Origin of the sequence: Streptomyces sp. AcH 505 (genome assembly GCF_000818175.1) — a bacterium.
Lineage (GTDB): Bacteria > Actinomycetota > Actinomycetes > Streptomycetales > Streptomycetaceae > Streptomyces.
In genome coordinates this window covers 4,404,050-4,414,832 of sequence record NZ_JTIY01000001.1, presented here as the reverse complement: position 1 = coordinate 4,414,832, position 10,783 = coordinate 4,404,050, and the positions used below count along the sequence as shown (strand labels likewise).

Genomic DNA, 10,783 nt, shown 5'->3' with positions numbered 1-10,783 from the left:
GCGACCCCGCCGGTCTTCACGCTGGCCTTGACGGTGAAGCTGCCGGCCTTCTCGCCCGCGCGGACGGCCGGCGCGGTGGCCGTGCCGTCCTTGCCTGTGGTGACGACGATCTTGGCCGGAGTGCCCTCGAAGTGCGCGTCGGTGTCGCCGACGATCTCGAACTGCACCGCCGTACCCGCGACGGGCTTGCCCGCATCGGTTTCCGCCTTGACCGTGGCCCGGCCGGCGAACAGGCTTCCGGCGACCGCCGACAGGCCGTCACCGCCGGCCTTCTCCAGATGGCCGACCACGGGCTGCGCGGGGGGTGTGGTCGGGCCGCCGGGGCTGCCGCCGTCGCCGGGCGGGGTGGTGGGACCGTCGCCGGGCGGGGTGGTCGGCGGCGTGGTCGGTGAACCCGAACCGCCGGGCGGCTTGGGGGTGCCGGGCTTGTGCGGCTTGGACGGCGGGTGCGTCGCGTCCACGCTGGGGCTGGTGCTCGGCGATGTGCTGGGGCTGGTCGAGGGCTCGGGGTTGAGCGGGCCGTTGCCGGAGGGCAGTACGCCACTGCCGTCCGGGACCTCGTGGGTGCCGTTGCGGTAGAACTCCAGCCACGACAGGACCGTGTTGAGGTACTCCTGCGAGTGGTTGTAGCTGAGGATCGCCGCGTTCCGCTCGCTGTCGATGGACAGGTCGCGGTCGCCCGCACAGAGGTAGAGGCCCGCGGCGAGCGCCGCGTCGAACACGTTGTTGGGGTCCTTGGCGCCGTCGCCGTTGGCGTCGCGGCCCCAGGTGGCCCAGGTGGAGGGGATGAACTGCATCGGGCCGACGGCGCGGTCATGGACGCTGTCGCCGTCGTACTGTCCGCCGTCGGTGTCCGGGATGTTGGCGAAGCCCGCGCCGTTGAGCACCGGGCCGAGGATCGGCGCGTTGGTGGTGCCCTGCGCGTTGACCTGACCGCCGCGTGCCTGCCCCGACTCGACCTTGCCTATGGCGGCGAGCAGCTGCCAGGGGAGGCGGCACTGCGGCTTGCTCTCCTTGAGGGTCGCTTCCGCCTGCCGGTACGCGGCGAGGACCGAGGCGGGGATACCCGCTTCCGCCGGTCCCTGGGCGCCCGGCTTGCCTATCGAACTGCCCGGCTTGTTCGGCGTGTTCAGCGGAGGCAGCTCCGTGTAGTACTGGGAGCCGCCGGTGACCGTGTCCGCGGCGGGTGGGGTCACATCGGCCGTCGTCCCGCCGTCCGGTCTGGGGGCGGGGGTAGCGCCAGGGGCTTGTGATGCGGCCAGGGCCGCGATAGCGGCCGCGGCCACGGCTGTGCTGGTCGCCCCTCTGCGCAGTCGGCGGCCGAATAGCGCTGCCATACGTCTGGCCCTCCCGTGAAACGGACGTTCGCGCTCCCCGCGCGTGGACTCAGGCGACCCTACGTCAACTCCCGGCCCCAGCACATCGGTCCGTGACCGGTTTTCACCAGTTCGCCACCTGCGGTTGGGCCGCAGGTGGCCGGGGCCCCGAGTCCGCCGTCAGTGCGCCGCCGACTCCCAGTCCGCGCCGACGCCCACCGAGACGTCGAGCGGCGCGCGCAGTTCGACGGCGGCCAGCATCTCGCGGCGCAGCAGTTCCTCCACGGCCGCGCGCTCGCCGGGGGCGATCTCCAGCACGATTTCGTCGTGGACCTGGAGGAGCATCCGGGAGGTGAGCCCCGACTGGCGCAGCGCGGTGTCGACATGGAGCATCGCGACCTTGACGATGTCGGCGGCCGTGCCCTGGATGGGGGCGTTGAGCGCCATCCGCTCGGCCGCCTCGCGGCGCTGTCGGTTGTCGCTGTTGAGGTCGGGCAGGTAGCGGCGGCGTCCGAGCATCGTCTCCGTGTAGCCGGTGGCCCTGGCCTCGACGACGGCGCGCTGGAGGTAGTCACGCACCCCGCCGAACCGTTCGAAGAAGGTCTCCATCAGACCGCGTGCCTCGGCGGCCTCGATGTTGAGCTGCTGGGAGAGGCCGAAGGCGGACAGACCGTAGGCGAGGCCGTACGACATCGCCTTGATCTTGCGCCGCATCTCGGGGTCGACGGCGGCCCGCTCCACGCCGAACACCTGGGAGGCGACGGTGGTGTGCAGGTCCTCGCCCGAGGTGAAGGCCTCGATCAGCCCGGCGTCCTCGGACAGATGCGCCATCACGCGCAGCTCGATCTGGCTGTAGTCGGCCGTCATCAGCGACTCGTAGCCCTCGCCGACGACGAAGCCGCGGCGGATGGCCCGGCCCTCGTCGGTACGCACCGGCACGTTCTGCAGATTGGGGTCGGTGGACGAGAGACGTCCGGTGGCGGCCACGGTCTGGCTGAAGGTGGTGTGGATCCGGCCGTCGGCGCCGATCGACTTGATCAGCCCCTCGACGGTGACCCGCAGCTTCGCCTGCTCGCGGTGGCGCAGCATGATGACGGGCAGCTCGTGCTCGGTCTGCGCGGCGAGCCAGGCCAGCGCGTCCGCGTCCGTCGTGTAACCGGTCTTGGTCTTCTTCGTCTTGGGCAGGCCCAGCTCGGCGAAGAGGACTTCCTGGAGCTGCTTGGGCGAGCCGAGGTTGAACTCTCGGCCCACCGCGGCATGTGCCTCCTTGACCGCCTGCTGCACGGCGCCTGCGAACTGCTGCTCCATGGCTTCGAGATGGGCGCGGTCGGCGGCGATGCCGTGCCGCTCCAGGCGGGCCAGCATGATCGAGGTGGGCAGCTCGATGTCGTCGAGCAGCTCGGCGGCGCCGACCTCGGCGAGCCGTCCGGTGAAGGCGTCGCCCAGGTCGAGGACGGCGCGGGCCTGGGTCATGAGCGCCTGCGCCTCGGCCTGCTCGTCCGTGCCGAAGGCGAGCTGTCCGTCGGCCGCGGCGGCGGGGGCGAGTTCCCGGCCGAGGTATTCGACGGCGAGGGCGTCCAGCGCGAAGGAGCGGCGGCCCGGCTTGACGAGATAGGCGGCGAGGGCGGTGTCCATCGTGACGCCGTCGATCCGCCAGCCGTGCTCGGGGGCGACCCGCATGACGGCCTTCGCGTTGTGCATGACCTTCGGGCGCTCCGCGTCGGCGAGCCAGCCGGCGAACGCCTGTTCGTCGGCCTCGTCGAGCTGGGTGGTGTCGAACCAGGCGGCGGCGCCGCCCGCGGCGGCCAGCGCGATTTCGCTGATGCTGCCCGTGCCCAGCGCCCAGGTGTCGACGGTGGCGACACCGAGGGGCTGCGCGCCGTGCTCGGCGAGCCAGGGGGCGAGTTCACCCGTGGCGAGGACGGCGCCGTCCAGCTCGACACCGGCCTCGGGCGGCGGGGGCGCGTCCTCGACGGCGCCGGGGTCGACCGCGAGCAGCCGCTCCCGCAGGCTGGGGTTGCGGATCTCCAGGACCTCCAGCACCCCGGCGACCGCCGTGCGGTCGTAGGGGGCGCGCTCCAGCTCCACCGCGCTCTTGGGCAGCGGCACGTCGCGCACCATCTCGGTGAGCCGGCGGTTGAGCTTGACCGACTCCAGATGGTCGCGGAAGTTCTGCCCGGCCTTGCCCTTGACCTCGTCGGCGCGCGCGATCAGCTCGTCGAAGGACCCGAACTGGTTGATCCACTTGGCGGCCGTCTTCTCGCCGACCCCGGGGATGCCCGGGAGGTTGTCGGACGGGTCGCCGCGCAGGGCGGCGAAGTCCGGATACTGCGCGGGCGTCAGTCCGTACTTCTCCTGGACCTTCGCCGGGGTGAAACGGGTCAGCTCGGAGACGCCCTTGGTGGGGTAGAGCACCGTGGTGTGCTCACTGACGAGCTGGAAGGAGTCCCGGTCGCCCGAGACGATCAGTACGTCGAACCCGGCGGCCTCTGCCTGGGTGACGAGGGTGGCGATGATGTCGTCGGCCTCGAAGCCGTCCACGGCGAACCGGACGGCGCCCATCGCGTCGAGCAGCTCTCCGATCAGCTCGACCTGTCCCTTAAACTCGTCGGGAGTCGTGGAACGGTTGGCCTTGTACTCCGGGAACTCCTCGGAACGCCAGGTCTTGCGGGACACGTCGAAGGCCACGGCGAAATGCGTGGGCGCCTCGTCGCGCAGCGTGTTCGCCAGCATCGACGCGAAGCCGTAGATGGCGTTGGTCGGCTGGCCGGTCGCGGTGGTGAAGTTCTCCGCGGGCAGCGCGAAGAACGCCCGGTACGCCAGGGAGTGCCCGTCCATGAGGAGCAGGCGAGGACGGATGTCTGCGGTCTTCTTCGATGCTGTCTCAGCCACGCACCCGATCCTGCCACGCCCCACTGACAATCCCGACCGGCCCGTCCCGCCGACCGGCCCGGGGACCGCCGTGGCAAGGTTGGATACCGTACACGGTCGACCAACGAGGAGAGCGTGATGGCCACCAAACCGCCCGCGGACGATCCCGCCCAGGACGACCCGCGGGTCTCGCCGCCCAAGCACGCGGCGGCCGGCATCCCCGCCGTCGCGCACAGCCTGCAGATCGCCCAGCGGCAGATGGGGGTCCGGCGCACGGCACGGACGCTGCTCAAGGTCAACCAGAAGGACGGCTTCGACTGCCCCGGCTGCGCCTGGCCCGAGGGTGACCACCGGCACATCGCCGAGTTCTGCGAGAACGGCGCGAAGGCCGTCGCCGAGGAGGCGACGCTGCGCCGGGTCACCCCCGACTTCTTCGCCGCCCACCCGCTGGCCGACCTGTTCACCCGTAGCGGTTACTGGCTGGGGCAGCAGGGCCGGATCACCGAACCCGTCCTGCTGGAGCGCGGCGCGGCCCCGGACGGCGAGGACCGCTACGAACCGGTCAGCTGGGAGCGTGCCTTCGCGATCATCGCCGAGGAGCTGGCCGCGCTCGACTCGCCCGACGAGGCGCTGTTCTACACGTCGGGCCGCACCAGCAACGAGGCGGCCTTCCTGCTCCAGCTGTTCGCCCGCGAGTTCGGCACGAACAACCTGCCCGACTGCTCCAACATGTGCCACGAGTCGTCCGGCTCGGCGCTCTCCGAGACGATCGGCGTCGGCAAGGGCAGCGTCTCCCTCGAAGACATCCACCAGGCCGACCTGATCATCGTCGCGGGCCAGAACCCGGGCACGAACCATCCCCGGATGCTCTCGGCGCTGGAGAAGGCCAAATCGGCGGGCGCCAAGATCATCTCGGTCAACCCGCTGCCCGAGGCGGGGCTCGAACGGTTCAAGAACCCGCAGACCCCGCAGGGCATGCTCAAGGGCGCCGCGCTCAACGACCTGTTCCTGCAGATCAGGATCGGCGGCGACCAGGCGCTCTTCCGGCTGCTCAACAAGCTGATCATCGGCACCCCCGGCGCCGTCGACACCGCGTTCGTCGAGGAACACACCCACGGCTACGCCGAGTTCGCAGCGGCGGCCGAGGAGGCCGACTGGGCCGACACTCTGACGGCGACCGGGCTCGAACGCGCGGACATCGAACGGGCCCTCGACATGGTCCTCGCCTCGCAACGCACCATCGTCTGCTGGGCGATGGGTCTCACCCAGCACAAGCACGCCGTGCCGACCATCCGCGAGGTCGTCAACTTCTCGCTGCTGCGCGGCAACATCGGCCGTCCCGGCGCCGGTGTGTGCCCGGTGCGCGGCCACTCCAACGTGCAGGGCGACCGCACGATGGGCATCTTCGAACGGCCGGCGCCGGCCTTCCTCGACGCCCTCGACCGTGAGTTCCGCATCACCTCGCCCCGGCACCACGGCTACGACGTCGTCCGCTCCATCGAGGCGCTGCGCGACGGCAAGGCCAAGGTCTTCTTCGCGATGGGCGGCAACTTCGTCGCGGCGACGCCCGACACCCACGTCACCGAAGCGGCGATGCGCAACGCGCGGCTCACCGTGCAGGTCTCCACCAAACTCAACCGCTCGCACGCGGTCACCGGCCGGCGGGCCCTGATCCTGCCGACCCTCGGCCGCACCGACAAGGACGTCCAGGCGGGCGGCCGGCAGGTCGTCACCGTCGAGGACTCCATGGGCATGGTCCACGCCTCACGCGGCAACCTCCCGCCGGCCGGCCCCCACTTGCTCTCCGAGCCCGCCATCGTCGCGCGGATGGCCCGCGCCGTGCTCGGCCCGGCGTCCACCACCCCCTGGGAGGACTTCGAGAAGGACTACGCGACCATCCGCGACCGCATCGCCCGCGTCGTCCCCGGCTTCGAGGACTTCAACGCGCGCGTCGCGCACCCCGGCGGCTTCCAGCTGCCGCACGCCCCGCGCGACGAACGCCGCTTCCCGACCGCGACCGGCAAGGCCAACTTCACGGCAGCGCCGGTCGAGCACCCCGAACTGCCGCAGGGGCGGCTGCTGTTGCAGACCATCCGCTCCCACGATCAGTACAACACCACGATCTACGGCCTCGACGACCGCTACCGGGGCATCAAGGGCGGCCGCCGCGTCGTCCTCGTCAACCCCGACGACGCGGCCGAACTCGGCCTCGCGGACGGCGCGTACACCGACCTGGTCAGCGAATGGCGCGACGGCGTCGAACGCCGCGCCGCCGGCTTCCGCGTCGTCCACTACCCCACCGCGCGCGGCTGCGCCGCCGCGTACTACCCCGAGACGAACGTCCTGGTCCCGCTCGGCTCCACCGCCGACACCAGCAACACCCCCGTCAGCAAATCCGTCGTCGTGCGCTTCGAGCAGCCGGGTTCCGGCGAGCGGGCCGGTCAGCGGGACGCTCCCTAAGCGTCCGCTCAGCCATCTGGTTAAGTGAGACCCGCACACGCCCCACCGACGATCGGAGCCGAGCCCCATGGGTGACCAGTCCGCCATCAAACTGCCCCAGGACATCATCGACGAGTACGCGGCGCTCGGCACCGACCTCCCCGCGCTCTTCTCCGCCGGGCACCTCGGCGAGCGCATGGGCGTCGAGATCGTCGAGGCCACCGCCGAGCGCGTCGTCGGCACCATGCCCGTCGAAGGCAACACCCAGCCGTACGGGCTGCTGCACGGCGGCGCTTCCGCCGTCCTGGCCGAAACCCTCGGCTCCGTCGGGGCGATGCTGCACGGGCGCAGCGGCAAGGTCGCCGTCGGCGTCGACCTCAACTGCACGCACCACCGCGGCGTACGTGGCGGCACCGTCACCGGCATCGCCACCCCCGTTCACCTCGGCCGCTCGACCGCGACCTACGAAATCGTCATCACCGACGAACACGACAAGCGCGTGTGCACCGCGCGCCTCACCTGTCTGCTGCGCGACGCGGGTCCGCGTAGCTGACCTAGGGCCTGTCCGGCGGATCATGGCCGGGGCAGAGACGCCTGCCACGGCACCTCGCCGCGTTGCCGAAACGCCCCGATAGCTCCGCTATCGAGACGTCCCGGCGCCTTGCGATGCACCACGTCAGACGCCGCTGCCTGCCCGACCCTGATCCGCCGGACAGACCCTAGGGCCGGGTCACCCCCGCGGCGCCGGGGCGGCAACAACCGTCCCGGCGCAACCGGTTGTGTCACCGAAGGTGACGACCTAGCTTTCCCCCATGGGGACCACGCCGCACGCCTCGGACCGACCCGTCACCGGCGCACAGCGCCCGGTTCGCCGCCCGTACCGGCCGGGGCCTGCCCGATGAACGCCATCGGCCCCGTCGAATCCGCGTCCGACGCGCAACTCCCCCTCCCCGTCCGGCCACAGGCCGGTGACATCCTCGACGCCGAACCGCCGCTCCCGCCCGCGACCCGGTGGCGCCGCGTCCTGCTCGTCACCGGCTGCGCACTCGTCGTCGTACTCGCCGTCGCCAACACGCTGACCCGACAGCCCCGGTCAGCCGTCACACCAGCGCCGCTGCCCGGGGACGCCACCCGGATCAGCTACGCGGGACCCGTCGGCGCGCCCGACCCGGGCAGCCACACCTTCAGCCTGCGGGTCACCGTCACCACGGCGGCCGGACCACCCCTCACCGTCGAGGAGATGCAGCAGCCCTTCACCGCGCTGACCACCACCACGCTGCCCGAAACCCCGTTCACGCTGACCGAACACCACAGCCGCCGGATCACGTTGCGGATCAGGGTCGACGACTGCGCGGGCACACCGGCCGGATTCGAACTGCCTTTCCTGGATGTAACACTCCGTAACAAGCGTGCAATACAGAAACAGACCTTCGTGCTGAGCCGCACCTACGCCGCCGACGTCTCGGCCGCCATCCGGACCATCTGCCGGCCGTCAGTACCATGATCGCGTCAAGCCCCTTAGCGGAACTGCGGGTTCTCAGCATGTGAACACAAACCGGCTGTGCGGAAACTCCCGGTCTGCCCCCATGGAGCCCGGCTGCCCGCCGTCGGGGCATAACAAGACAGTCACATCCTGACCTTCATCGGTTCCCCACTCCCCCGCCTCGCTTAGAGTCACGCCCAGTCACCGCGCCGCCGGGCGCGTCCACAGCACGACCCAGCACCGCCAGTACGGCCCGGCGAGACACACGGCGCCTCAGCAGAGGCCGCCGCGCCAGGGAGAGGATTCATCGTGCGACAGCGTTCGTTGCTCATACTCACCACCGTGCTCACCACCGGAGCACTCACACTCACGGCCTGCGGATCGCGCGACGACGACAGCGACTCCAGCGGCGGCGACGGCGGCAAGAACGTCACCGTGGTCATCGGCGTCGACGCGCCGCTCACCGGACAGAACTCCGCGACCGGCCTCGGCCTGCAGTACGGCGCCCAGATAGCCGCCGACGACGCCAACAAGAACAAGTCCGTCCCCGGCGTCACCTTCAAGATCAAGGCCCTCGACGACAAGGCCCTGCCGGCCTCCGGCCAGCAGAACGCCAGCGCCCTGGTGGCCGAGAAGGAAGTCCTCGGCGTCGTCGGCCCGCTCAACTCCGGTGTGGCCACCTCGATGCAGAAGACCTTCGCGAACGCCAACCTCGTCGAGATCTCCCCCGCCAACACGGCGCCCGAGCTCACGCAGGGCAAGGACTGGCAGACCGGCACGAAGAAGCGCGACTACAAGACGTACTTCCGCACCGCCACGACCGACGCCCTGCAGGGTGGCTTCGCCGCCCAGTACGCCTTCAAGGACCTCAAGAAGAAGAGCGTCTACGTCGTCGACGACCAGCAGACCTACGGCGCCGGCCTCGCGAAGCTCTTCAAGGAGGGCTTCGTCAAGCAAGGCGGCAAGGTCGCGGGCCAGGACCACGTCAACACCGGTGACAAGGACTTCTCCACCCTCGTCACCAAGATCAAGAACTCCAAGGCCGACCTGGTCTACTACGGCGGTCAGTACGACGAGTCGCAGATCCTCACCAAGCAGCTCAAGGACGCGGGCGCCAAGATCCCGCTCTTCGGCGGCGACGGCATGTTCTCCGACACGTACATCAAGACGGCAGGCGCGGCCGCCGAGGGCGACCTCGCCACCTCCGTCGGTGTCCCGCTGGACACCCTGCCCGCCGCCAAGGCCTTCATCGCCGAGTACAAGGCGAAGAAGTACCCCGGTGACTACGGCACCTACGGTGGTTACTCCTACGACGCCGCGACCGCCATCATCAAGGCCGTCGGCAACGTCGTGAAGGACGGGAAGATCCCGGACGACGCGCGTGAGCAGGTCGTCGCCGAGGTCCAGAAGTCCAACTTCTCGGGCATCGCAGGACCCGTCTCGTTCGACCAGTACGGCGACACCACCAACAAGCAGCTCACCGTCTACCAGGTCACCAAGGGTGCCTGGAAGGCCGTCAACAGCGGCACCTACGACGCCGGCTGAGCCGACAGCGCCGAGCCGACAGTGAGCTGAACCCGCACACGGAGCCCGGCACCACACCTCATGTGATGGTGCCGGGCTCCGGCCGGTAGTACCCCGCAGGGAACAGCCCACGCACCACCAAGGACAGCGCCGCCACAGCGAGCCGTCCCCACCACCCCGCGCACACTCCCCACCACCCACATGGAGGCCATGCGGTGAACACCCTGCCGCAGCAGCTGGCCAACGGGCTGTTCCTCGGCTCGATGTACGGGCTGATCGCCATCGGTTACACGATGGTGTACGGCATCGTCCAGCTCATCAACTTCGCCCACGGCGAGATATTCATGACCGGCGGCTTCGGAGCCCTCACGGTCTATCTCGTCCTGCCAGACGGCATATCCATGTGGATAGCCCTCCCTCTGATGCTGATAGGCGGCGCGCTCGTCGCCGTGCTCATCGCCGTCGGAGCGGAACGATTCGCCTACCGGCCCCTACGCGGCGCGCCACGCCTCGCGCCACTCATCACAGCCATCGGCCTCTCGCTCGCGCTCCAGCAGATCGTCTTCAACCTGTACCCGGACGCCAAGAGCGCCAGGCCGTTCCCCCAGCTGGGCTTCGGGCCCTACCACCTCGGCTCGGTGGACATCCAGGGCGGCGACATCTTCCTGCTGGCCGCCGCTGTCGTCTCCATGGCGGCGCTCGCCTACTTCATGCGCACCTCGCGTACCGGCCGTGCCATGCAGGCCACCGCGCAGGACCCCGACACCGCTCAGCTCATGGGTATCGACACCAACCGCATCATCGTCATCGCCTTCGCCATCGGCGGCCTCTTCGCCGCCGTCGCCGGCGTCGCGTACGGCGTCAAGTACGGCCAGATCGACTACTCCATGGGCTTCCAGGCCGGGCTCAAAGCCTTCACCGCCGCCGTGCTCGGCGGGATCGGCAACATCTACGGAGCCATGCTCGGCGGCCTCGTCCTCGGCCTCGCCGAAGCCATGGCCACCGCGTACATCTCCGACATCCCCGGCATGGAACAGTTCGGCGGCCAGAGCTGGGCGTCCGTCTGGGCCTTCATCCTCCTCATCCTCGTACTGCTGTTCAGGCCACAAGGCCTACTCGGCGAACGTGTCGCGGACAGGGCGTGAGAACC

General features: G+C 70.1%; 7 protein-coding genes. 5 read left to right on the top strand and 2 right to left on the bottom strand.

The annotated features are described in order from the left end of the window. Together HY68_RS43895 and polA are read right to left on the bottom strand one after the other, a co-directional pair. The coding region (locus HY68_RS43895) for a lytic transglycosylase (RefSeq protein ID WP_241778622.1) at nucleotides 1–1,337 on the bottom strand (1,337 nt) is incomplete at its 3' end. A 159-nt stretch (nucleotides 1,338–1,496) separates the two neighbouring features. Then, nucleotides 1,497–4,208: a DNA polymerase I gene (gene polA, locus HY68_RS20175; RefSeq protein ID WP_041990846.1), complete on the bottom strand. Its 2,712-nt coding sequence runs from the start codon at nucleotides 4,206–4,208 to the stop codon at nucleotides 1,497–1,499. A 117-nt stretch (nucleotides 4,209–4,325) separates the two neighbouring features. Between polA and HY68_RS20170 the strand changes: the two genes are divergently transcribed. The 5 genes from HY68_RS20170 (at nucleotide 4,326) to HY68_RS20150 (ending at nucleotide 10,778) form a co-directional block, all read left to right on the top strand. Next, nucleotides 4,326–6,647 (top strand): FdhF/YdeP family oxidoreductase, encoded by a 2,322-nt coding sequence (locus HY68_RS20170; protein ID WP_041990844.1) that lies wholly within the window; start codon nucleotides 4,326–4,328, stop codon nucleotides 6,645–6,647. Nucleotides 6,648–6,714: 67 nt separating this feature from the next. After that, a complete protein-coding gene (locus tag HY68_RS20165) occupies nucleotides 6,715–7,179 on the top strand; it encodes a hotdog fold thioesterase (protein WP_041990842.1) in 465 nt (154 codons plus the stop codon). Nucleotides 7,180–7,524: 345 nt separating this feature from the next. After that, entirely contained in the window at nucleotides 7,525–8,130 is a 606-nt protein-coding gene (locus HY68_RS39640; RefSeq protein ID WP_052457143.1) for a hypothetical protein, read from the top strand. Nucleotides 8,131–8,418: 288 nt separating this feature from the next. After that, a complete protein-coding gene (locus HY68_RS20155) occupies nucleotides 8,419–9,654 on the top strand; it encodes a branched-chain amino acid ABC transporter substrate-binding protein (RefSeq protein ID WP_241778621.1) in 1,236 nt (411 codons plus the stop codon). 194 nt (nucleotides 9,655–9,848) lie between these two features. Next, nucleotides 9,849–10,778 carry a branched-chain amino acid ABC transporter permease gene (locus tag HY68_RS20150; RefSeq protein WP_041990838.1) on the top strand — a complete coding sequence of 310 codons (930 nt, stop codon included), beginning with the start codon at nucleotides 9,849–9,851 and terminating at the stop codon, nucleotides 10,776–10,778. The last annotated feature ends 5 nt before the right edge of the window (nucleotides 10,779–10,783 follow it).